18 protein-coding genes and 1 pseudogene are annotated in these 24,863 nt (G+C 34.2%); all 19 read left to right on the forward strand.

Annotation, left to right across the window (positions count from 1 at the left end; all coding sequences use genetic code 11):
- Positions 1–51 precede the first annotated feature (51 nt).
- The 19 genes and pseudogenes from grdA to smpB all read left to right on the forward strand — a co-directional run bounded on the left by grdA (position 52) and on the right by smpB (position 24,808).
- A complete protein-coding gene (gene grdA, locus AC0N0V_RS01215) occupies positions 52–516 on the forward strand; it encodes a glycine/sarcosine/betaine reductase complex selenoprotein A (protein ID WP_474461724.1) in 465 nt (154 codons plus the stop codon).
- 42 nt (positions 517–558) lie between these two features.
- A complete protein-coding gene (gene grdB, locus AC0N0V_RS01220; protein ID WP_474461725.1) occupies positions 559–1,866 on the forward strand; it encodes a glycine reductase complex selenoprotein B in 1,308 nt (435 codons plus the stop codon).
- 356 nt (positions 1,867–2,222) lie between these two features.
- Entirely contained in the window at positions 2,223–3,755 is a 1,533-nt protein-coding gene (grdC, locus tag AC0N0V_RS01225; RefSeq protein ID WP_474461726.1) for a glycine/sarcosine/betaine reductase complex component C subunit beta, read from the forward strand.
- 68 nt (positions 3,756–3,823) lie between these two features.
- The gene (gene grdD / locus AC0N0V_RS01230) at positions 3,824–4,975 is read left to right on the forward strand and encodes a glycine/sarcosine/betaine reductase complex component C subunit alpha (protein ID WP_474461727.1); all 1,152 of its coding nucleotides are present in this window, start codon (positions 3,824–3,826) and stop codon (positions 4,973–4,975) included.
- 280 nt (positions 4,976–5,255) lie between these two features.
- Positions 5,256–6,329 carry a BMP family lipoprotein gene (locus AC0N0V_RS01235; RefSeq protein ID WP_474461728.1) on the forward strand — a complete coding sequence of 358 codons (1,074 nt, stop codon included), beginning with the start codon at positions 5,256–5,258 and terminating at the stop codon, positions 6,327–6,329.
- Between the two features lie 192 nt (positions 6,330–6,521).
- Positions 6,522–8,072: an ABC transporter ATP-binding protein gene (locus tag AC0N0V_RS01240; protein ID WP_474461730.1), complete on the forward strand. Its 1,551-nt coding sequence runs from the start codon at positions 6,522–6,524 to the stop codon at positions 8,070–8,072.
- Positions 8,053–9,156, forward strand: a complete 1,104-nt coding sequence (locus tag AC0N0V_RS01245; RefSeq protein WP_474464396.1) for an ABC transporter permease — start codon at positions 8,053–8,055, stop codon at positions 9,154–9,156. Before AC0N0V_RS01240 ends, AC0N0V_RS01245 begins: the two co-directional genes overlap by 20 nt.
- Positions 9,149–10,081: an ABC transporter permease gene (locus AC0N0V_RS01250; RefSeq protein WP_474461731.1), complete on the forward strand. Its 933-nt coding sequence runs from the start codon at positions 9,149–9,151 to the stop codon at positions 10,079–10,081. The genes AC0N0V_RS01245 and AC0N0V_RS01250 overlap by 8 nt, the downstream gene beginning before the upstream one ends.
- A 145-nt stretch (positions 10,082–10,226) precedes the next feature.
- Positions 10,227–11,588, forward strand: a complete 1,362-nt coding sequence (rpoN, locus tag AC0N0V_RS01255) for an RNA polymerase factor sigma-54 (RefSeq protein ID WP_474461733.1) — start codon at positions 10,227–10,229, stop codon at positions 11,586–11,588.
- A 132-nt stretch (positions 11,589–11,720) separates the two neighbouring features.
- Positions 11,721–12,746, forward strand: coding sequence for a sugar-binding transcriptional regulator (locus AC0N0V_RS01260; RefSeq protein ID WP_474461734.1), 1,026 nt, complete (start codon positions 11,721–11,723; stop codon positions 12,744–12,746).
- 52 nt (positions 12,747–12,798) lie between these two features.
- Positions 12,799–13,806 carry a type I glyceraldehyde-3-phosphate dehydrogenase gene (gene gap, locus AC0N0V_RS01265; protein ID WP_474461735.1) on the forward strand — a complete coding sequence of 336 codons (1,008 nt, stop codon included), beginning with the start codon at positions 12,799–12,801 and terminating at the stop codon, positions 13,804–13,806.
- A gap of 230 nt (positions 13,807–14,036) precedes the next feature.
- On the forward strand, positions 14,037–15,233 hold the full coding sequence (locus tag AC0N0V_RS01270) for a phosphoglycerate kinase (RefSeq protein ID WP_474461736.1): 1,197 nt from the start codon (positions 14,037–14,039) through the stop codon (positions 15,231–15,233).
- 46 nt (positions 15,234–15,279) lie between these two features.
- A complete protein-coding gene (gene tpiA / locus AC0N0V_RS01275) occupies positions 15,280–16,026 on the forward strand; it encodes a triose-phosphate isomerase (RefSeq protein WP_474461737.1) in 747 nt (248 codons plus the stop codon).
- Between the two features lie 104 nt (positions 16,027–16,130).
- Positions 16,131–17,660 carry a 2,3-bisphosphoglycerate-independent phosphoglycerate mutase gene (gene gpmI, locus AC0N0V_RS01280; RefSeq protein WP_474461739.1) on the forward strand — a complete coding sequence of 510 codons (1,530 nt, stop codon included), beginning with the start codon at positions 16,131–16,133 and terminating at the stop codon, positions 17,658–17,660.
- Between the two features lie 218 nt (positions 17,661–17,878).
- Positions 17,879–19,174 (forward strand): phosphopyruvate hydratase, encoded by a 1,296-nt coding sequence (gene eno / locus AC0N0V_RS01285; RefSeq protein ID WP_474461741.1) that lies wholly within the window; start codon positions 17,879–17,881, stop codon positions 19,172–19,174.
- 180 nt (positions 19,175–19,354) lie between these two features.
- A complete protein-coding gene (secG, locus tag AC0N0V_RS01290) occupies positions 19,355–19,588 on the forward strand; it encodes a preprotein translocase subunit SecG (RefSeq protein WP_474461743.1) in 234 nt (77 codons plus the stop codon).
- Between the two features lie 571 nt (positions 19,589–20,159).
- Positions 20,160–22,283 (forward strand): annotated as a pseudogene (rnr, locus tag AC0N0V_RS01295) (ribonuclease R); the annotation flags it as partial.
- Between the two features lie 744 nt (positions 22,284–23,027).
- The gene (locus AC0N0V_RS01300; RefSeq protein WP_474461744.1) at positions 23,028–23,978 is read left to right on the forward strand and encodes an ROK family protein; all 951 of its coding nucleotides are present in this window, start codon (positions 23,028–23,030) and stop codon (positions 23,976–23,978) included.
- Between the two features lie 362 nt (positions 23,979–24,340).
- Positions 24,341–24,808: an SsrA-binding protein SmpB gene (gene smpB / locus AC0N0V_RS01305; RefSeq protein WP_474461745.1), complete on the forward strand. Its 468-nt coding sequence runs from the start codon at positions 24,341–24,343 to the stop codon at positions 24,806–24,808.
- The last annotated feature ends 55 nt before the right edge of the window (positions 24,809–24,863 follow it).

The raw sequence follows: 24,863 nt of genomic DNA on the forward strand, positions 1-24,863 counted from the left end.
GTACATTGTAAAGGTATACAAGAATGTGGATTGAAAGAGAGGAAGATATAGATGTTACAAGGAAAAAAAGTTATTGCAGTAGGAGATAGAGATGGAATTCCAGGACCAGCTATAGAAGCTTGTGTTAAATCAGCTGGAGCAGAAATAATTTTCGCATCAACAGAATGTTTTGTCTGAACAGCCGCTGGTGCTATGGATCTGGAGATCCAACAAAGAGTAAAAGACTTAACTGAAAAGCATGGTGCAGAAAACGTAGTAGTAGTAATCGGAGGAGCAGAAGCAGAAGCATCTGGACTTTCAGCTGAAACTGTAGCTGCTGGAGACCCAACTTTTGCAGGTCCACTAGCTGGAATTCCACTAGGTCTTGCAGTTTACCATGTAGTTGAGCCAGAAATAAAAGATGAATGTGATGCAACTGTTTATGACGAACAGTGCGGAATGATGGAAATGGTTCTTGACGTAGATGCTATCATCGAAGAAGTTAAGAACGTTAGAACTCAATACTCAAAATATTAATATGAAGTACGTGTAAATTCCTATAAGGGGGGAAATGCTGAAATGATTAAAGTTGTTCATTATATAAATCAATTTTACGCTGGTATAGGCGGAGAAGAAAAAGCAGATATAAAACCAGAAGTTAGAGAAGGTTTTGTAGGTCCTGGTATGGGACTAAATGGTTTACTAAGCAAAGAGGGTGTTGAAATAGTTGCTACAGTTATCTGTGGAGACTCATATTTCAATGAAAACACTGAAGAAGCTAAAGCAGAAATTATAGATATGGTTAAGAAGTATAATCCTGACCTATTTATAGCTGGACCTGCTTTCAATGCTGGAAGATATGGTGTTGCTTGCGGACACATTGCAAAGGAAGTTGAAGAAAAGCTAGGAATACCTGTACTTACAGCTATGTATATTGAAAATCCAGGTGCTGATTTATACAAAAAGCATGTTTATATTGTAGAAACTAAAAACAGTGCTGCTGGTATGAGAGATGCACTTCCAAAGGTTGCTGCTTTAGCAGTAAAGCTTGCTAAGGGAGAAGAAATCGGACTACCTACTGAAGATAACTATATCGAAAGAGGTATAAGAAAGAATTATTTCGCAGCAGAAAGAGGATCAAAGAGAGCTGTTGATATGCTTGTTAAAAAGTTAAAGGGTGAAGAGTTTGTAACAGAATTCAAAATGCCTGTATTCGACAGAGTTGCTCCAAATCCAGCTGTAAAAGATATATCAAAAGCTAAGATAGCATTAGTTACATCAGGTGGTATAGTTCCAAAAGGAAACCCAGATCACATAGAGTCATCAAATGCTTCTAAGTTCGGAAAATATAACATAGAAGGTGTAATGGATTTAACAGCAGAAACATACGAAACTGCACACGGTGGATACGATCCAACTTATGCTAATACAGATTCAGACAGAGTACTTCCAGTTGACGTATTAAGACAAATGGAGAAAGAAGGAAAAATAGGTTCACTTCACAATTACTTCTATACTACTGTTGGTAACGGAACAGCAGTTGCTTCATCAAAGAAATTTGGTGAAACTATAGTTAAAGAATTAATAGCTGATGGTGTTGACGCAGTTATACTAACGTCCACCTGAGGAACTTGTACACGTTGCGGTGCAACGCTTGTAAAAGAAATTGAACGTGGAGGACTTCCAGTAGTTCACATGTGTACAGTAGTTCCAATCTCTTTAACAGTTGGTGCTAACAGAATAGTTCCTACAATAGCAATACCTCATCCACTTGGAAACCCAGCTTTAGAAGCTAAGGATGAGTTTGAATTAAGATACAAACTAGTTGATAAGGCATTAGCAGCTCTTTCAACTGAAGTAGAAGATCAAACAGTTTTTGACAAGTAGGATATTTAAGCTTAAGGCAGTACTAAGTGTGTATAACTAATTATTCAATACTGTTAACTGCCTTTAAGCACTCTAAAGTTTGTAAATACAGAAAATCTAAGAGCTCTCGCTAACTCGCTATCGCTCAGACAAGCGAGAGTTCTAAGATTTTCTGAATTTACAAACTAAGAGTGCTAAGAAGTCAGTTAAATGTATCTTCATAATTAGTTACACACACCTATACAAACTTTAAGTATAAATTTATTGAAACAATATTGGTGAGAATTTAAATATTGAGAATTGAGAAATGAGAATTGAGTTAAAAGCATTAGTTCTTAACTCTCAATTCTCAATGAAATTTAAGGGAGGTTTTTATAATGAGTTTTCCAGTTATAAAGAAAGCATCTTATATTTTAGTAAATACGCCAGATATGGTAATTCATAATGGTACTACACAAATGTTAGAAAGGGAGACTAATCCTGATTCAGAGTATTTAAAAGAATTAAAAAATCACTTAAGAACATTTGATGAAGTTGTAGGTTATGCTCCAAATCAAACATACATAGGAAACATGACTCCAGAAGAGCTAGGGGAATTAAAGAGACCTTGGTACAACAGTACAATCGAGAATGCTAACAGATTTGGTAAGTTTGGCGAAATAATGCCTCAAGATGAATTCTACGGATTACTAAAAGCTTCAGATGTATTTGACTTAGTAATTCTTGAAAAATCCTTTACAGCAGCAGTAAAAGAAAAGTTTGTAAATCATCCTATATTAAATGTAAAAGTAGAAGCATTAAAAGAGGGAGAAGAGCTATCAGCAATAGAAACTTTGGTTGAAAATGGAGTAGCTGAAGGTTTATATAATGCAGGGAATTTAGTAGGATGTGTTAAAAGAGCACATGAATTTGATAGTAATTTATCATCACATATAATGGTAGAAAACTTAGTAGTTAAGGCATCTGGAGTTTTAGCTCTAATGCACTTAATAAAAAATTCTGGTGTAGATGTAAATGAAGTTGGATACTTAATAGAGTGTTCAGAAGAAGCGGTAGGAGATATGAATCAAAGAGGCGGTGGAAACACTGCTAAGGCTTGTGGAGAAATAGCAGGAATTGTAGGAGCTACAGGTGTAGACATGAGAGGTTTCTGTGCTGGTCCAAGCCATGCTTTAATAAATGCTGCAGCTTTAGTAAAATCAGGAATATATAAGAATGTAATTGTATTTGCTGGTGGAAGTACAGCTAAACTTGGAATGAACGGAAAAGATCATATAAAGAAGGGCTTATCAGCACTTGAAGATTGTGTTGGAGGATTTGCTGTTCTTGTATCCGAAAATGATGGAGTAAGTCCAGTTTTAAGAACTGATGTTATTGGAAGACATACTATAGGACATGGAGCAGCACCACAAGCAGTTATAGAAGCTCTAGTATCAGAACCTTTAGCTAGAGTTGGAATGAAGATTGTAGACGTTGACAAATATGCTCCAGAAATGCAGACTCCAGATATTACTGAACCAGCTGGAGCAGGAGATGTTCCAACTCAGAACTACAAAATGATAGGAGCACTTGCTGTTAAGAGTGGACAATTAGATAGAAAAGAATTACCAAACTTCGTAAAAGATCATGGATATCCAGGATATGCTCCAACACAAGGACACATTCCGTCAGGAGTTCCAATAGTGGGACATGGCGTAGAGCATATAATGAATGGAAAATTAAACAACTTCATGGTAGTTGGTAAAGGAAGTTTATTCTTAGGAAGAATGACAAATCTATTTGATGGAGTATCTATATTAGTTGAGAAAAATACTGGAGCTACAGAAGAAGCTTCAGGAATTTCAAAAGATGAAATTAAGAACATGATAGCTGAAGGTATGAAGAAATTTGCTGAGGAAATTTTAAAATAAATTAAAGTGGAAGGTTGGCAATTGTTAACTGTCAATTGTCAACTCTCAACTTAAAAGGGGTGATCTTAATGGATGCAACTAAAAAAATAATATCAGAAGTTTTTAGTGAAATAGCTGACGGCATAAAATCCGGAAGCTTCGGTAAAAAAGTAAGAATTGGACTCACCACTTTTGGTTCGGAGCACGGTGTAGATGAAATGGTAAGAGCTGCTCAAATGGCTAAAAGTAAATATGGTGACTTTGATATAGTTTTAATAGGACCTAAAGTAGAAGGCAGCTTTGAAATAGTAGAAGTTAAGGACGCAGAAGAAGGTCATAAGAAGATGGTAGAGCTTCTAGAAAAGAAAGAATTAGATGGCTGCGTGACTCAACACTTTGACTTTCCGATAGGGGTTTCAACAGTAGGAAGAGTGTTAACTCCTGGTAAAGGTAGAGAACTTATAATTGCAACTACTACAGGAACTACTTCTACAAATAGAGTAGAAGGCATGATAAAGAATGCTATATCTGGAATAGCTGTAGCAAAATCAGTGGGCATAGATAATCCGACTGTAGGTATTTTAAACATAGATGGAGCAAGAGGCGTCGAGAGAGCCCTTAAAGAATTACAATCTAAAGGATATAACTTTAAGTTCTCAGACTCCCTAAGAGCAGACGGTGGTTCAGTAATGAGGGGAAATGACCTTTTAGCAGGAACACCAGACGTAATGGTATGCGATTCTCTAACAGGAAACCTTTTAATCAAAATTTTCGCTTCTTATACAACTGGAGGAGATTATGAAACTCTAGGATATGGATATGGTCCTGGAATAGGTGAATCTTATGATAAGCTAGTTAACATAGTTTCTAGGGCATCAGGTGCACCACTTATAAGCGAAGCTTTAAGATATTGTGCAACTTGTGCTAAAAACGATGTTTTAGGAAAAGCAAAACAAGAGTTCACAAAGGCAAACGAAGCTGGATTAAAAGATATATTAGGAAAGTTATTAGCTAAAGAAAAGCCAGCAGTAGAGGAAGAGGTAGAAATGCCTCCTAAGCAGGTAGTTACTTATGCTATACCAGGAATAGATATACTAGAACTTGAAAATGCTTGTAAAGCATTATGGAAGGAAGGTATTTATTCTGAAAGTGGTATGGGATGTACTGGACCAATTATTCTAGTACCAGAAGCAGTTGGTGAAAAGGCAACAGAGATACTAATAAAGAACGGATTTAAGTAAATATTACCCTAATGGTGGGATGCAAGACCCCGGAGATCACAAGCAAGTCTGTCGGTATTCGATAAACCTGTTTAAGACCTCAGGGGTCTTATTTTAAATATTATATAATTAAGGTGTAATTAAGATTAAATTTATAATAATCTTAGTTTTAATTTGCCATAATAGTAATGTGGAAAATATTATTAAATCTTTAGAAGGAAAAGCAAACTTTTTGTAGAATAATTTACTGGCATAGACAAATCATATAAATAAAAATAGGTGTTTTAGGAGGGAAACTTTAATGAACAAAAAGAGAGTAGTATCATTATTTGCTGCAGCAATAATGACAGTATCATTATTTGCAGGCTGTGGTCAAAAACAACAAAGCGGTACAGAAGGTGGCGGAACAAAGCAAGAGAAGAAGATAAAAGTAGGTCTTGCAACTGATGAAGGTGGTTTAAATGATAAGTCATTTAACCAGGCTGCTAACGAAGGAATAAACAAAGCCAAGAGTGAACTTAAGAACATAGATTATAAGGCTATCGAGTCAAAAAAGAAAGATGAATTCCAACCAAATCTTCAAGCATTAGTTGATAATGGTTCTGATATAGTATTTGGTGTAGGATATCAAATGGCAGACGCTATGACAGCTATGGCTAAAAAATATCCTGACAAGAAATTTGCAATCATAGACTCAGAAGTTAAAGAAAAAAATGTTGTTTCACTTAACTTCAAAGAGCAAGAGGGTTCTTTTTTAACAGGTGTTATTGCTGCAAAGATGAGCAAATCCGGTAAAGTAGGATTTATTGGTGGAAAAGACTTTGAATTAATAAATAGATTTGCTGCTGGATACATAGCTGGAGCTAGAGCTATTAATCCAAATATTCAATTTGATATAAGATATGCTGCTGATTTTGCAAATCCAACTAAAGGTGAGGAACTTGCAAGTGCTATGTACAATGGTGGTTGTGATGTAATTTACCATGCTGCTGGTGGGACTGGTCTTGGATTATTTAAAGCTGCAAAAGCTATGGGCAAACCAGATAAGAAGCTTTGGGCTATAGGCGTTGATATGGATCAATCTCTTACTGTTCCAGAATATGCAGACGTTATCCTTACAAGCATGATAAAGAGAGTTGATACAGCTACTTATGATACAACTAAAGGTTTAGCTAATGACAAGTTCGAAGGTGGAGCATTAAAAGTCTTCGGATTAAAAGAGCAAGGTGTTGATATAGCTGCAACTTCTAATAAAAATACTCCAAAAGATGTTTTAGATTTAGTTGATAAGTATAGAAAAGCTATAATAGACGGAAAAATAACTGTTCCAGCTACAAAAGAAGAGGCGATGAAATTTACAGCGCCTGCAATCTAAAATTTAATTTGTTTAAATTAGAACAATACAAGAGAATACTTCAAATATATTCCATAGGGTAATTAAAAAAAATCTCTTTACTAGAATATTACCAAAGTAATATAATAGCTAGGTATAATATGCATAAGCTAGGCATATACCTAGCTTTTTCTCTACAAAAGAAGCGGCAATGTTATGATGAGGAGGGTAAAAATGGAAAAGGTAATCGAAATGATTGGAATAACAAAGGTTTTTCCCGGAACTGTAGCTAATGATAATGTAAATTTCGAATTGCTTAAGAGTGAAACTCATGTTTTGCTTGGTGAAAATGGTGCAGGTAAAACTACACTTATGAATGTGCTTTACGGCCTTTATCAACCAGAAAAAGGTGAAATACATGTAAACGGTAAAGAAGTAAAGATAACTAATCCTAATGATGCTATTAGACTTGGAATTGGAATGGTTCATCAGCACTTTATGTTAGTTCATAATTTTACTGTAGCTGAGAATATAGTTCTAGGGTTGGAGCCTAAAAAAGGATTAAGAATTGATATAAAGAAAGCCGTTAAAGATGTGAAAGAAATAGCAGATAAGTATGGTTTTAATATAGATCCTAATGCTGTTATTGAAGATATTTCTGTTGGTCAGCAACAAAAGGTTGAGATTTTAAAAGCTTTATATAGAGGTGCAGACGTATTAATTCTTGATGAACCTACTGCAGTGCTAACTCCGCAAGAGATTGAAGAATTAGGTGTAATAATAGATAATCTGAAAGAAGAAGGGAAGTCGGTTATTCTAATAACTCATAAATTAAAGGAAGTTATGAAGATGAGTGATAGGGTAACAATAATAAGAAGAGGTAAAGTAACTGGAACTGTTAAAACAAAAGAAACTAATATTGATCAGCTTGCAGAGCTTATGGTAGGTAGAAAAGTAAATCTAGTTGTCCAAAAAGGTGAAGCTAAAGCTGGTGTTGAAGTACTAAAGGTTGAAAATTTAGTTGTAAAGGATCACAGAGGGGTAGAAGTTGTAAAAGGAATAAATCTTACAGTTAGAGCAGGAGAAATAGTTGGTCTTGCAGGAGTAGATGGAAACGGACAAACAGAATTTATTGAGGCTTTAACAGGGCTTAGAAAATCTGAATCAGGGAAAATAATATTAAAAGATGAAGATATATTTGGGAAGAGTCCAAGACAAATTACTGATAGTGGTTTATCACATATTCCTGAAGATAGACATAAGAGAGGCCTTGTTTTAGGTTACTCACTATTTGAAAATGCAGTTTTGGGAACTTATCATAATAAGCCTTTTAGCAATGGTATAGTTATGAATTACGGTGAGATTCGTAAACATTGCCAGAGGTTAATTGAAGAGTTTGATGTTAGAACTCCTAATGATGAAGTAAAAGCTTCTGCACTGTCTGGCGGTAATCAGCAAAAGTTAATAGCAGCAAGAGAAATAGCTAAGGATCCAGATTTCTTAATTGCAGCACAACCTACTAGAGGTATAGACGTAGGAGCTATAGAGTATATACATAAGAGATTAGTAGGTGAAAGAGATAAGGGTAAGGCAGTTTTACTAGTATCACTCGAATTAGATGAGGTACTGGCACTTTCAGATAGAATAGCTGTTATGTATGATGGAAGAATAGTAGATGTGCTAGATAGAAAAGATGCAGATGAAAAGAAATTAGGTATACTAATGGCAGGAGGAACTTTGGATAACAAGGAAGAGGTGAATGATTTTGAGCAAAGCGGAGAATAAGAATAATGCAATGGGAGCAATCAATGATGCTATAAAAAGCCTTGCTTTTCCACTATTTTCAATAGTAGTCTCATTGTTTGTGGCAGTGTTCTTTGTTATGTGGGCAAAGGAATACTCAATAACGGAGTACTTCACAGCTCTAAGTGATCTTATAACTTTAATTATAAGTGGAAGTTTTGGAGAGCCATCAAAGGCCCTTGAAACTATGGTTTTTGTAACCCCACTAATATTCACAGGAGTTGCACATGCTATAGCTTTTAAATGTGGACTGTTTAACATCGGGGTTGAAGGGCAGTTTACTTTAGGGTTAATTTGCGCAGCTATAGTTGGATTGATTCCAGGATTAAGCCCATGGATACATGTACCTTTAATAATTCTGTCAGGTATTATAGGTGGAGGATTGTGGGCGGCGATACCAGGATATCTGAAAGCTAAGTTTGGTACAAATGAAGTTATTAATACAATAATGATGAACTACATTGGCTTAAACTTAGTTAATATAATTGTACTTAGAACACCTATCGGTATTGCATCAAAAGCTTCAACTCCTGAAATACAAGAAAGTGCCAAGCTTCTTACATTCGGAGCAAGCAGAGCGAATATTGGACTTATACTAGCTATTATTTTTGCTATATTCATTTACTGGTTATTATGGAAGACTACAGTAGGTTATGAGATAAGAGCAGTAGGAATCAATGCTTATGGTGCTGAATATGGTGGAATCAATATAGCAAAAAATACTATATTAGCGATGGTTTTATCTGGTGCTATTGCAGGTATAGGTGGAGCTACTCACTTAGCAGGTGTAATGTATAGCAGCACGGATTTGATGGGGTTCATAGGATATGGATTCGATGGTATAGCTGTTGCACTTCTAGCTAAAAGTAATCCAATTGGATGTATTCCAGCTGCACTATTATTTGGTGCGTTAAACAGTAGCTCTAGAATACTTCAATTGAATGATATACCAAAGGAAATAGTTTATCTAATACAATCAATAGTTATAATTTTCGTTGCTACTGACTATATAGTTAAGTATTTCCAAAATAGAAAAAGAAAAAAAGGGGTGATTGCAAATGGATAGTACAGGACTTATTATAGTAATAATTGCATCCACCTTGAGGATGGCAACACCACTTATATTTGCGGGTCTTGGAGGAGTTTTTTCAGAGAAATCTGGTGTTGTTAACATTGGCCTTGACGGAATGATGACAATAGGTGCCTTCTTTGCTGTTTTTGGTTCTTATATCACAGGAAGTGCTATAGTTGGAATAGTATTTGCTGCTGTAGCGGGTGGGCTTTTAGCAGCACTTCATGCATTTTTAAGTATACATCTGAAAGCAGATCAGGTTATATCTGGTACAGCTATAAACCTTTTCTCTACAGCTTTTGCAAGCTTTCTTATTTTTAAGATATTTAAAAAGGGTGGCCAAACAGATATAGTTACAGGACTTTCATACAATATTCCAGAAGCAATAAAGAGTATTCCTTGGATAGGGCCGTTAATAGGAGGCTTAAACTGGTTTGTAATACTTGCTTTATTGTTTGTATTTATATCTGAATATGTATTATTCAAAACACCACTAGGACTTAGGATTAGAGCTGTTGGAGAGCATCCAAGCGCAGCTGATACTCTAGGAATAAGTGTCTATAAAATAAGATATCTGTGTGTAATAATTTCAGGAGTACTTGCAGGTATTGGTGGCGCTGCGCTATCCTTAGGAATGACTCCTGTTTATAAAGAAGGAATGGTTTCAGGACGTGGTTTTATTGCACTTGCAGCAATGATATTTGGTAACTGGAAACCGAAAGGTACAATGTGGGCATGTTTACTATTTGCATTTGGTAATGCATTAGAAATAAATGCACAAAGTCTTGCTCTAAATATACCAACTGAGGTTTATACAATGATTCCTTATATTTTAACAATGCTTGCGTTAGCTGGATTCGTTGGAAAAACAACTGCACCGGCGGCAGACGGAGTACCATATGAAAAAGGACAGAGGTAAAAAGAACTTGGATTTCCAAGTTCTTTTTATTTTTGTTAATAATTATATTCAATACACTTTCAATTCTTGATTTTATATAGGTTGTCTTCATGCTATAATAGAGTAGGTGAATTTAGGGTGTAGAAATGGGGTAATTAACGTGAATATGGATTTTGGTTTAAGTTTAACGCAAGAACAAAAGCTTATAATGACTCAGGAAATGCAGTTATCAGTGAAACTTCTTCAAATGTCTAGTTTTGAGCTACAAGAGTATGTAGAGAAAGAAATACAAGAGAACCCCGTACTTGATGCAAAGGCGGCTTCTACAGAAAGTGGAGAGAAAAACGGATTAGACTATAAGGAATTGGTAAAATATTTGGAATTTGATAACTATAGCCATCATGGTTATGAAAAAAATGATGAAGATGAAGTATCGCCTTTTAATTTCATATCAGAGAAGAAGTCATTAAAAGAGTACTTAAAAGAGCAAATTAGAGATTTAAATGAAAATGATTACATAAAGTCTATTTGTGTATATCTTGTTGAAAATATAGATGAAAGAGGATATTTAGAGATAGAGGATAGAGATGTATGTGAAGAACTTAAAATATCCCAAAAAATCACAGAATATTGCGTGATGGTAATACAATCCCTTGAACCTAGCGGAATAGGTGCAAGAAACTTAAAAGATTGTCTAAAGATACAATTAGTAAAAAAAGGCATAGAGGATGAAAACATATTCAGAATAATAGATGAATATTTAGAATTACTGGCTGAAAATAAATACAATAATATTGCAAAGCTATTACAAATAGATGTGAAGAAGGCGCAGGAGTATGGGGACGTAATAAAATCCTTACAACCTAAACCTTCTAGAGGTTTTTTCACTGGAGAAGAAGTTAAGTATGTGGCACCAGATGCTTATATAAGAAAAATTGATGATGAATATTTTATAATAATGAATGAAGAATTGTCTCCTAGGCTTACTATAAATGAAATATATAAAGATATAATTAAAAATGAAGATGATAAAGATGCTGTTGATTATGTAAAGGAAAAAATAAATAGTGCGATGTTTTTAATTAAAAGTATACAGCATAGAAAAAGCACAATATATAGGGTGCTGGAAAAGATTTTAGAAAAACAAAGGGATTACTTTGATTTTGGAGATGAATATTTAAAACCAATGACTCTAAAGGAAATTGCAGAAGAATTAGAGATGCATGAATCCACAATCAGTAGAGCAATTAGAGATAAATATATATATACGAATAAGGGTACCATAAGAATAAAAGATTTATTTACTACAGCTATATCATCAGGTATCAGTGGGGAAGATGTCTCAGTAAAAATTATTAAAAATGCTATAAAAGAGTTAGTAGATAAAGAAGATAAGGAAAAGCCTCTTTCAGATCAAGTTATATGTGATTTATTAAATAAAGAAGGCATGAATATTTCGAGAAGAACTGTAGCAAAATATAGAGAGGAACTGGGAATAAAATCATCTAAGGGGAGAAAGAGATTCTAATTCTCCCCATTATTCACAATTTGTTCATATTTTTTTTGAAAATACTATTTAAAAAAGGATTTATTTATTTTATAATATAAGTGGGACAAGAAATAGAGTACTGGGACATTAAGTGACCAAGGGGGTAGTCAAATGAAAGATGTGCTAAAGTTGCAACAGAAGATAGTACCAGAACTTGTAGAATTGCTTGAAAAAAGGTATAACATTCTGCGAACAATATATTATAATCAACCCATTGGCAGAAGGGTACTCGCTAATAACTTGGAAATTGGTGAAAGAATAGTAAGAACTGAAATAAACTTCTTGAAAAGTCAAAACTTTATTGAGATAAATACGCCAGGTATGACAATAACAAAAGAGGGCGAAGAAATAATAGATAAACTTAAAGATTTTATACATGAGTTAAAAGGTTTATCAGAACTTGAAGAGTTTATTAAAGAAAGTTTAAGCTTAAAAAAAGTAATAATTGTTCCAGGAAACTTAGATGAAGATAGAACTGTAGTAAATGAAATTGGAAGAGCTGCAGCGGTTTATCTAAAAGATATAATAACTGACGGAAGCATAATTGCAATTACTGGAGGGTCTACCATAAAAGAGGTAATTGATAATGTACCTAAGCTATCAAATATTAAGGATGTGCTAGTAGTTCCAGCTAGAGGTGGAATGGGAAAAAACGTAGAAACACAAGCGAACACTCTTGCTGAAAAACTTGCAAATAAAGTAGATGGTAATTATAAGTTATTACATATACCAGATAACTTAAGTGATAAGGCTATGAGTACTATTATTCAAGAAAAAGATATAAGAGATATACTTGATACTGTTTATAATGCTAATATTTTAATTCATGGTATTGGAAGAGCAGATGAAATGTCAAGAAGAAGAGGCTTAGCAGTAGATGAAATAAGCAAAATAGAATGCTCAGAAGCAGTAGGAGAAGCCTTTGGATATTACTACGATAAAAAAGGTAACATAGTACATTCTACACCAAGCATAGGAATCAGAAACCAAGATATTGGAAAAATAGACACGGTAATAGGTGTAGCTGGTGGAAAAGATAAGGCGGAAGCAATCATTTCTATACAAAAGAATTATCATAACAGCGTATTAGTTACAGATGAAGGTGCTGCTAGAGAAGTGATAGAATTTTTAAAATAGCCAATAAATTTTATTAATATAAATTATTTAATTGTTTAGGAGGAATTTTCATATGGTTAAGGTTGGAATTAATGGTTTTGGAAGAATAGGAAGAAACGTATTTAAGGCATTAGTTAAGAACTATGCAAGCGAATTAGAGGTTGTAGGTATCAATGATTTAACAGATGCTAAAACATTAGCACACTTATTAAAATATGATTCACTTTACGGAAAATTTGACGGAACTGTAGAAGCTAAAGATGCTTCAATAGTAGTTAATGGAAAAGAAATAAAGATATTTGCTGAAAAAGATCCAAAGAATATAGATTGGAATTCAGTAGGAGCAGAAATAGTTATAGAATCAACTGGATTCTTTACAGATGCTACAAAAGCTAATGCACATATTGGTGGAACAGTTAAGAAAGTTCTTATATCAGCACCAGCTTCAAATGAAGATATAACAATAGTTATGGGTGTTAACGAAGAGAAATACGATGCAGCTAACCATAATATAATATCAAACGCTTCATGTACAACAAACTGTTTAGCGCCATTTGCTAAAGTTCTTGACAGAGAGTTTGGAATAGTTAAAGGTTTAATGACAACTGTTCACTCATATACTGGAGACCAAAGATTACTTGATGCTCCACACAAGGATATGAGAAGAGCTAGAGCTGCTGCAGAGTCAATGGTTCCAACAACAACTGGAGCTGCTAAGGCAGTTGCGTTAGTATTACCACAATTAAAAGGAAAATTAAATGGATTCTCATTAAGAGTTCCAACTCCTACAGTATCATGTACAGACTTAGTTGTTGAACTTGCAAAAAATACTACTGTAGATGAAGTTAATGCTGCATTCAAAAAAGCATCAGAAACTGATATGAAGGGTATCCTTGGATACAGCGAAGAGCCATTAGTATCTATAGACTATAGAGGAGATGAAAGATCATCAATCATCGATGCTATGTCAACAATGGCTATAGAAGGAAACATGGTTAAGGTTGTTTCATGGTACGACAACGAGGCTGGATACTCAAATAGACTAGCTGACTTAACTAAGTTTGTTGCAGATAGACTATAATTCGATAATCAACATTGTAGAATTAATATACAATTAAAACAAATAAGGTCTGGTTTTGTAGTTTTGGCTATAAGGCCAGACTTTTTTAATAATGGTAGCTTAACTAAATTATTTTCCTTAAACAATTGATGAAACAGGTGGAAAAATAATGTATAATTGTAAATGGTCAATTAGCAACGATTAATAAAAAAATAATCGTCAGCTGTCAATTAAAAAAAGGAGTGTTTTTAATGAAATTTAGTAAAAAAACAATTGAAGATATAGAAGTAAAAGGCAAAAGAGTCTTAGTAAGATGCGATTTTAATGTTCCGCTAATAGAAGGAAAAATAACAGATGAAAATAGATTAGTTGGAGCAATGCCAACTATAAAATACCTAGTAGATAACGGAGCAAAGGTTATACTTTGTTCACATCTTGGAAAACCAAAGGGAGAAGCTAAGCCAGAACTTTCATTAGAGCCAGTTGCAAAAAGATTATCAGAAATGCTTGGAAAAGAAGTAGTATTTGCAGCTGACAATAACGTTGTTGGAGAGAATGCTAAAAAAGCGGTATCTGATATGAAAGATGGAGATATAGTATTACTAGAGAATACAAGATATAGAAAAGAAGAGACTAAAAATGAAGAAAACTTCTCAAAAGAATTAGCTTCATTAGCAGATGTATTTGTAAATGATGCTTTTGGAACAGCTCACAGGGCACACTGTTCAACAGTGGGAGTTACTGAATTTGTATCAGCTTCAGTATGTGGATACTTAATTCAAAAAGAATTAAAATTCTTAGGTGATGCAGTTGAAAATCCACAAAGACCATTTGTTGCAATTCTAGGAGGAGCTAAGGTTACAGATAAGCTAGGAGTAATAAACAATCTACTAGATAAAGTTGATACCCTAATTATAGGTGGAGGAATGGCATATACATTCTTAAAGGCACTAGGACATGAAATAGGTCAATCACTTTTAGAAGCAGATAAAATTGATTATGCAAGAGATATGATGAAGAAAGCAGAAGAAAAGGGAGTAAAATTATTACTTCCTATAGATGTAACATATGCTAAGGCTTTTGGAAAAGATGAAACTCCATTTGTTTCTGAAGGAAGAGATATTCCAGCTGATCACCAAGGATTAGATATAGGACCAAAATCAGCTGAACTTTTTGCACAAGCAGTAAAAGAAGCTAAGACTGTTATTTGGAATGGACCTATGGGAGTATTTGAATTCCCGAGCTTCGCAAAAGGAACTTATGCTGTTGCAGAAGCTATGGCAGGATCAGATGCAACAACAATAATTGGAGGGGGCGACAGTGCATCAGCTGTTAACAACCTAGGATTTGGCGATAAGATGACTCACATTTCAACCGGTGGTGGAGCATCACTTGAATTTTTAGAAGGAAAAGAATTACCTGGAATTGTTGCACTTAACGATAAGTAGGATTGGAACTTAGATAAAATAAATAAAAGAATTGAGGTAATTAATAATGAGAAAGTCAATCATAGCTGGAAACTGGAAAATGAATAATACTATAGAAGAAGGTTTAAAATTAGTTGAAGAGTTAAAGGGTCTTGTAAATGATGCAAAGTGTGATGTAGTAGTTTGCCCGCCATTTATTGCATTAGATGCAGTTTTAAAGGCGATTAAAGGAACTAATGTAAAAGTTGGTGCACAAAACATGCATTTTGAAGAAAGTGGCGCATATACTGGAGAGGTATCACCTTTAATGCTTGAGCAAATGGGAGTAGAGTATGTAATAATTGGACATAGTGAGAGAAGACAATACTTTAATGAAACTGATGCAACTGTAAACAAAAAGACAAAGAAGGCATTAGAGCATAACTTAATTCCAATAGTATGTTGTGGTGAATCTTTAGAAGAAAGAGAAACAAATATAACTGAAAAAGTTTTAGAAGGACAAATAAAAGTGGATTTAGCTGGTCTTAATGTTGAAGACGTCGAAAAAGTAGTTATAGCTTACGAACCAATCTGGGCTATAGGAACTGGTAAAACTGCAACAGATGAACAAGCAAATGAAACTATAGCTTATATAAGAAGTGTAGTAGCTTCAATGTATGGAAAAGAAGTAGCTGATAAAGTTAGAATACAATACGGTGGTTCTGTAAAGCCATCTACAATAAAAGCACAAATGGCTCAAAGTGATATAGATGGAGCATTAGTTGGAGGAGCTAGTTTAAAAGCAGCAGACTTTGCGGCGATAGTTAATTATTAATTTAGTTAAGAGTTAAGGGCTAAGAATTAAGAGTCGGTGGGAAAAACCATTCATAACTCTTAACTCTTAATTTTTAACTCCTAACTCAAAAATCGGAGGTAAAGATGAGTAAAAAACCAGTAGCATTAATCATACTTGATGGATTCGGAATTTCAGACAAAGTAGAAGGAAACGCAGTGAAGGCAGCAAACAAGCCAAACTATGATAAATATTTTAGTAGCTATCCTTATACTGAAATAGGGGCTAGTGGTTTAAGTGTTGGACTTCCAGAGGGACAAATGGGAAACTCAGAAGTTGGTCACTTGAATATAGGTGCTGGAAGAGTTATATATCAAATGCTAACAAGAATAACGAAGTCTATAGAAGATGGAGATTTTGCCGATAACGCTGCTTTGAATAAAGCAGTAAATAGTGCAAAAGAAAACAATTCATCACTTCACTTAATGGGACTTTTATCACCAGGTGGAGTTCACTCTCATACAGAACACTTAAAAGGACTTTTAAAGCTTGCAAAAGAAAAAGGCTTACAAAAAGTATATGTTCACGGATTTCTTGATGGAAGAGATGTTCCCCCAGCTTCAGCGAAAGAGTATATTTCTGATTTAGAAGGATTTATGAAAGAACTTGGAGTTGGAGAAATAGCAACTATATCAGGAAGATATTATGCTATGGATAGAGATAAAAGATGGGAAAGAGTTCAGCTTGCATATAATGCAATGGTGCTTGGTAATGGTGAAGAAGCATCAAGTGCTATAGAAGCTGTAGATAAGTCTTATAGTGATAACAAAACAGATGAGTTTGTACTTCCTTCAGTAATAGTTGAAGATGGAAAACCAAAGGCTACAATAAAAAATAAGGACTCTGTAATATTTTTTAACTTTAGACCTGATAGAGCTAGAGAAATAACAAGAGCAATAAATGACAAGGTGTTTGAAGGGTTTAAGAGAGAAACCTTAAATCTTACATTTGTAACCTTAACTGAATATGATATAACTCTAGAAGGAGTAGATGTAGCTTTTGGAAATGAAAGTTATACAAATACCTTAGGTGAGTATGTAAGTAGACTAGGTAAAAATCAGCTAAGAATAGCAGAAACTGAAAAATATGCACACGTAACTTTCTTCTTTAATGGAGGAGTTGAAGTAGCAAATGAAAATGAAGATAGAGCACTTATACCTTCACCCAAGGTTCCAACTTATGATATGAAACCAGAAATGAGTGCTTATGAGCTTACAGATGAACTATTAAAAAGATTAGATGAAGATAAGTATGATATGATTATATGTAACTATGCCAATCCAGACATGGTAGGCCACACAGGCGTACTTGATGCAGCTAAAAAGGCTATTGAAACTGTAGATGTATGTTTAGGAAAAGTAGTGGATAAAATACTAGAGAAGGGTGGCTCTGCATTTATTACTGCTGATCATGGTAATGCAGAACAAATGATAGACTACTCAACAGGTAAACCAATGACAGCGCATACAACAGATCCAGTTCCATTCTTATATGTTGCAGAAGATGCTAAACCATTAAGGGATGGTGGTATTTTAGCGGATATAGCTCCAACTATGCTTCAAGTTATGCAACTGGAGAAACCAGAAGAGATGACTGGGAAGAGCCTTATAAAGTAGTATTAGATTATACTTTGGATAGGGTTTTTATAAGGCGGTTGACAGTTGGCAGTGAAGGAATTTTAGATTTTTTACAGCGAAGCGAAGAAAATCAGCCTTATCTGCCAATTGTCCACTGTCTATTATCAAATTAATATATTTGTATAGTTTGAATTGATTTAAAATTGGAAATATTAAGCTTGCGCTTAATATTCTGCAAAAAAATAGGAGGTAACAGTATGAAAAATTATGTAGAAATTGTTGATGTATTAGCAAGACAAATTCTTGACTCAAGAGCTTTTCCAACAGTAGAGGTTGAAGTAGTTTTGGAAGATGGAACTATAGGAAGAGCAGCAGTACCATCAGGTGCTTCAACTGGTATGTTTGAGGCCGTTGAATTAAGAGATGATGACAAAACTAAATACAATGGAAAAGGTGTTTTAAAAGCAGTTGATAATGTAAATAACTTTATAGCAGAAGAACTTATCGGAATGAACATATTTGATCAAGTTGCAATAGATAAACTTATGATTGAACTTGATGGAACCGAAAATAAAGGAAAGTTTGGAGCAAATGCAATGCTTGGAGTATCTCTAGCATGCGCACATGCTGCTGCAAACTACCTTGGACTTCCTTTATATCAATACATTGGAGGAGTAAATGCAAAGGTTCTTCCAGTACCAATGATGAATATAATAAATGGCGGAAAACATGCAGATAATAATGTTGACCTACAAGAGTTTATGATAATGCCTGCAGGTGCATCAAGCTTTAGTGAAGCATTAAGAATGTGTGCAGAGGTTTACCATGGATTAAAATCATTATTAAAATCTAAGGGATATGATACTGGCGTTGGTGATGAAGGTGGATTTGCTCCAAACTTAAAATCAAACGAAGAAGCTATTCAAGTTATAGTTGAAGCAATAGAGAAGGCTGGATATACTCCAGGAAAAGAAATATTTATAGCTCTTGATCCTGCTTCATCAGAAATATTTGAAGATGGAAAATATAACTTAGCTGGAGAAGGAAAAGTTCTAACTCCTGAAGAGATGGCTAACTACTATGTAGACTTAGTAAATAAATATCCTATAATTTCAATTGAAGATGGTATGGCAGAAGAGGATTGGGAAGGTTGGAAGATAATCACTGAAAAGCTTGGTGACAAAATTCAGCTTGTTGGAGATGATTTATTTGTAACTAACACAAGTAGATTAAAAACTGGTATAGAAAGAGGAGTTGCAAACTCTATACTTATAAAGTTAAATCAAATAGGAACTCTTACAGAAACATTAAATGCTATAGAAATGGCTGAGAGAGCAGGCTATACTGCTGTTGTTTCACATAGATCAGGAGAAACGGAAGATACAACTATAGCTGATCTAGTTGTTGCAATGAATGCAGGACAAATCAAAACAGGTGCTCCAGCAAGATCGGAAAGAGTTGCAAAGTATAACCAACTTCTTAGAATAGAAGAAGAACTAGGAGAAATGGGAGAATATAGAGGTTTAAAGGCTTTCTATAACGTGAAAAGATAGTTGAATTAGGAAATGCAGCACTGCTTCTAGTAGAGCTGCATTTTTTAAAGGCTTGATAATCAGTAATTGTAAACTAATGACTAGTGTAAAACTTTGTAAAAAGTAAGTGTTATATCATTGTAATACAATAGTTTATATGTTAAAATGTAATGTATGTTAAGTTACCAGGAGGTGAAGGTTATGCATACTTTTTTAATAGTTATCCAAACTATAGTAGCTATAGTTTTAATAGTTTCTGTATTAGCTCAACCAGGCAAAACTAATGGCTTAAGTGGATTAGTTTCAGGTGGAGGAAATGAATCGTTTTATTCAAGAAACAAATCAAAAACTTCAGAGGCGATGTTGTCAAGAACAACTACTATATCTGCTATTATATTTGCAGGCCTATGTGTAGCGCAGAATTTAATAAGATAATTTAATAGATTTACATAAATAGAGTGGTTTTTAACCACTCTATTTATTTCCTACTTATTATTTTGAATAAAAAGGAAACAATATATTAGAGTCTGTTTATAAGCAGAGTTTTAAGTTTAAAAGATGGGGCTAGAGTAGTGAGTTGTTAGGCAAACTTAATATATTGGAAGATTAATTAGATAAGTCTAGTATTTTAACATTAATTTGACTACTGGATAATTTTGCTATATTATTGAAACAAGGTCTTAATTCAGATAGAGATTCCTTTACGTTATCTGAATTTTAGAGCTGCGAATGCATGGCTTACTTGGCGTTGAGTTTTCAGCTAAGCAGAGAACTAAAATTTATAATTTTATGTAAATCGCTTATATGTGGTGTGGAGAAGATTTACGCCAAGTTAGTCAGGTGAAGCTACAAATATATTAAATTAAGTTTTGTAAAAATAATAGAGGATTCTATTAAATTCTATAAATAATACAAGTATTATTGAATAATTTATTATCTATAATATAAAGATAATAACAGATAATTCTATATATTGAACAAGTCTTAAGAAGTAAGAGGTGGAAGTATGAACATAAGAGAGACTATTTTAAGTTTTATGACAGAACAGGCATATAAGCCTATGAATCTAAATGAGTTGCAAAGAATTTTTACGGTAAAAAAGGCAGATAGAAAAGATTTTGAAAAAATATTAAAAGATATGGAGAAAGATGGTCAAATAGTTAAGACTAGTACAGATCTTTATGGTATCCCAGAGAGGATGGGACTTGTAGTTGGAAAATTCCAAGGACACCAAAAAGGATTCGGCTTTGTTATACCAGATGACCAAACTCCAGATTTATTTATCCCAGCTTCTCATATGAACGGAGTTATGAATGGTGATAGAGTAGTTGCTAAAGTAACAAGAGAAGAGAATAGGGGCAAAAAACGTGAAGGTGAGATAATAAGGATACTTGAAAGAGTAAATAAAACTATTATAGGTACTTATGAAGATAGCAGTAATTTTGGTTTTGTAGTACCAGAAGAAAAGAGAATATATCAGGATATTTTTATTCCTAAAGAATCCAAAAAAGGAGCTAAAACTGGGGATGTAGTAATAGCTGAAATAACTTCATGGCCAGATAAGAGAAGAAACCCAGAAGGAAAGGTTGCTGAAATACTAGGTAAGAAGGGCGAGAAGGGAATTGATATACTAACAATAATCAAGAAGTACGGTCTTCCAGAAGAATTCCCTCCAAAGGTAGATTCTTTTGCTGGAGGAATACCAGAAGAGATACCTGAAGAAGAATATACAAGAAGAAAAGACTTGAGAGACTTAACAATAGTTACAATTGATGGAGAAGATGCAAAGGATTTAGATGACGCTATATCTATAGAAAAGCTAGAAAATGGAAACTATTATCTAGGAGTACATATAGCTGATGTATCCCACTATGTAAGAGAAAAGAACCCTTTGGATAAAGAAGCTCTAAAGAGAGGGACTTCTGTATATTTGATAGACAGGGTTATACCAATGCTTCCTAAGAAGCTCTCAAATGGTATATGTAGCTTGAATCCAAAGGTGGATAGACTTACTTTAAGCTGTTTCATGGAAATTGATAAATCAGGTAAAGTAGTTGACCATGAAATAGTGGAAAGTATAATAAAAACTAGTGAAAGAATGACGTATACTAATGTAACGAAAATAATTAGGGATAAAGACCCAGAAGTTATGCAAAGATATGACTACTTAGTAGATACTTTCAAGCTTATGGAAGAATTATGCGGAGTATTAAACAAAAGAAGAATTGGTCGCGGTGCTATAGATTTTGATTTTGAAGAATGTAAGATAATTCTTAATGAATTGGGAAAACCTATAGATATAAAACCGTATGAGAGAGCAATAGCTAATAGAATAATTGAAGAATTTATGTTGGTATGTAATGAAACTATAGCTGAGCATATGTATTGGGCTAACATGCCATTTGTGTATAGAATACATGAAGATCCAGATGAAGAAAAGCTTGAACATTTTGGGGAGTTTATTCACAACTTAGGATACGTAATAAAGTGGGGAAAAGAAATACATCCAAAGGCCTTACAGGATGTTATAGAAAAAATAAAGGGAAAGAAGGAAGAGACAGTAGTAAGTACACTTTTACTTCGTTCAATGAAGCAAGCTAGATATTCACCTGAATGTGTAGGTCACTTTGGTCTTGCGGCAAAATATTATTGCCACTTTACTTCTCCTATAAGAAGATATCCTGACCTTATCATACACAGAATAATAAAAGAATTTATAAATGGAAAAATAGATGATAACAGAATGAAGAGGTTAACCGGAGAGGTAGAATCTGCTTCAAAACAATCATCTGATATGGAAAGATTGGCTCAGGATGCAGAAAGAGAAGTAGATGATCTAAAGAAGGCTGAATACATGAGTGAAAGAATAGGAGAGGAATACGAAGGTATAATATCTTCTGTTACTAATTTTGGAATGTTTGTGGAACTTCCAAACACTATTGAAGGTCTTGTTCATATGAGCACTATGGATGATGATTACTATGTTTATGATGAAAGACATCTAAGTCTTATAGGAGAAAGGACTAAAAAGATATATAGACTTGGTGATGATGTAAAAATTAGAGTTTTAAAGGTTGATATGTTCTCTCATGAAATATACTTTGAGTTAATAAAAGGAGATGAAGAAGAGGATATGTCTGAAAATCACTTAGATGGAGAATACACAACAGATGGAATCGGTAGTAGCGATTTAAATACTGAAAATGTCACAATGGATGAGGTTTATGGAGATGCGTCAAGAACACCAACAGTGAGTGAATCAACACCTCAAAATAGTGGTATACAAAATAAAAATACCGATCTTAGTGAATTTGCAAGTGAATTATCTATATCATCAATTGAAACAATAAATGGATATACTACAGATGGCATAGGGAATAGAGACTTAAATAGAAACGATAAAAAAATTGAAGATAGCGCTAAAACGGTAGAGATAGTGCTTGCAGAAAACTTTCAAAGAAAGCTTAGATAGAGTTAATAGAGAAGCTTTAAAAATTAATGATAATGTAAAATAAGTTAGCTTTAACTTAGAGTTGTTAAAGTGATTAGAGAAACTATGATGTAGGGAATATTAGATTGGGTAGTTATCAGATAAATATGAGGAAGGAGTAGGTATTTTAATTAAACATAAAATACTTACTCCTTTTTCATAAGTAAAAGTTTTTGAAAAAATGAAGTGCTTAATTATGAAAATAAGTTTGTTGTATCAGATCATTTTAGGGTAGGGATGTAATTAAAATAGGAAGTATTAAAACCCTCATAAACTTATATTATATAAAATGGGCTGAATCTGAAAGTTGAAAATCAATGTTTGTGAAAATGGTGGTAAACAGTGTATAATTAAGTAAAGTAATATGTTTATGGAGGAATTCGGATGTGGGATAAATTCGTGGTAGGAATTGATTTAGGCGGAACTAAGATAAGTGGAGCTGTTGCAGACTTTAATGGTAATACAATTTCTAAGTATACACTTCCTACAAAGGCAGAGGAAGGTGAAATGGCAGTACTAGAAAGAATAACATCTGTTGCAGAACGGGTAATAGAGGACTCTAAGGTAGATATAGATAAAATAGTAGCTATAGGTATAGGCTCACCAGGACCTCTAGATGCAAAGGAAGGAAAAATTATAACCACTCCGAATCTTCCTTTTAAGAACTTTAATATCGTTAAGCCTTTAAGAGACAAGTTCGATATGCCTGTTTATATAGACAACGACGCCAATGCAGCAGCCATAGGTGAATATATTTTTGGTGCAGGTAAAGGAACAAACAATATGGTATTTATAACAGTTTCCACTGGAATAGGTGGCGGGGCTGTGCTAAACGGAAAAATATATAGAGGTAATACTTCAAATGCTTTAGAAATAGGACATATGACGTTAGAAAGGAATGGTCCTAAATGTAACTGCGGAAACTATGGCTGTGCAGAAGCACTTGCTTCCGGTACTGCAATAGGTAGAGCGGCAAGAGAAGAAGTTGCAAAGGGAGCAGATACTTCTTTAGCTAGATACGAGAATGTAACTTCATATGAGGTGTTTAAAGAAGCAGAAAATGGCGATAAAGTGGCTCAAAGAGTTCTTGATAAATCTTTAGACTACCTTGGAATCTGTGTTGCTAATATAATTACTTCCTTTGATCCAGAAATGGTTATAATCGGAGGTGGAGTTTCTAAAGGAGGAAACATAGTATTTGAAAAGGTAAGGGAAGTAGTAAGGGAGAGATGCTTCAAGTCTATGTCAGAAAGTACTAAGATAGTGCCAGCAGCCTTAGGAACAGAGGCTGGTGTTATAGGTGCTGTTGCCCTTGCTATAATGGAAAGCAATTAATTTGCTGCTCATCGGCTTTATTCGATAGTCGTTTTAATAATCCCCCGCACTCTATTTATCCGATGACTACCCGCTCTAATACTACCCCGCACGGTGTGAAAGCGACTATCACCAAATCAGAGATTTGGGATATCTGCTTGCACGGTGTGAAAGCGACTATCACCAAATCAGAGATTTGGGATATCTGCTTTTCTCCAAGGGGTAGTATTAGGGCGGCTACGTCGCTGGATAACGACTTCTAAGCATCAGGTAGAGTTAAAACTCCATCTGATGCCAAGAATTCTGTTTATAGGAATATTGACTTTTGGATATATTTGTAATATAATAAAATATCTTATATAAAGGAAAAAGTAGGTGTTGATATGAAGAAACAAACTGGAAATAAAACACTAGCTGAAAATAGAAAAGCAAGACATGATTATTTTATAGAAGAAAGCATGGAGGCAGGCATAGAGCTTGTGGGCACAGAGGTTAAGTCTATAAGAGCTGGTAAAGCAAATTTAAGAGATAGCTATGCAGATATACTAAATGGAGAAATATTTGTTCGAAACATGCACGTTAGCCCCTATGAGCAGGGGAATATATTTAACAAAGACCCTCTAAGGGACAGAAAGCTACTTCTTCACAAAAGCGAGATATCTAGATTGCTTGGATATACAACTCAAAAAGGATATACTCTCATACCTTTATCACTTTACCTTAAAAATGGAAGGGTAAAAGTAAACTTAGCAGTGGCTAGAGGTAAGAAGGACTACGATAAGAGAGATGCTATGCTTGAAAAGGCGGCTAAAAGAGATATTGATAGGCAGATGAAAGAGAGACTTAGATAAGGGATTATCTCAAAGTGAATATGAATACAAAAAGTTTTGATATAGTCTAAATGTT

Source organism: Clostridium sp. CS1-1 (genome assembly GCF_056135525.1).